The organism is Alkalihalophilus lindianensis (genome assembly GCF_032843265.1).
Classification (GTDB): domain Bacteria; phylum Bacillota; class Bacilli; order Bacillales; family Bacillaceae_D; genus Alkalihalophilus; species Alkalihalophilus lindianensis.
This window is the reverse complement of record NZ_JAWJBA010000299.1, coordinates 1-274: the sequence shown is the minus strand read 5'-3', so window position 1 is coordinate 274 and position 274 is coordinate 1. Positions and strand designations below refer to the sequence as shown.

The following is a 274-nucleotide window of genomic DNA, read 5'->3' as shown; positions in this document are numbered from 1 at the left end:
CCTTTGCAGATCTCCATCTGGTGAGAAGGCAAAGCCAACTGCCGCCTCGCGTTCGGCATATAGCTTGATTAAATCATCCGCAATATCTTGAACGGACGATTGGTCTTTCCTCTTTACCTTCTTCCAATCACTACCGCCCAGTTTATAAAGCTTTGGTTCCTTCCCCTCGGAGCCAACGTATTTTTGAACAAGATCAATTTGATCGACAGGGACATACAACTTATCGGTCCCCTGATAGCGAATATGGAGGTAATCTTTGTGAATACGGTTAATC

Annotated in this window: 1 protein-coding gene; it reads right to left on the bottom strand. The window is 44.9% G+C overall.

Annotated elements, in window-relative coordinates; translation table 11 throughout:
- On the bottom strand, positions 1-274 hold a 274-nt coding region (locus tag RYX56_RS22335), incomplete at both ends, for a CarD family transcriptional regulator (RefSeq protein WP_317124120.1).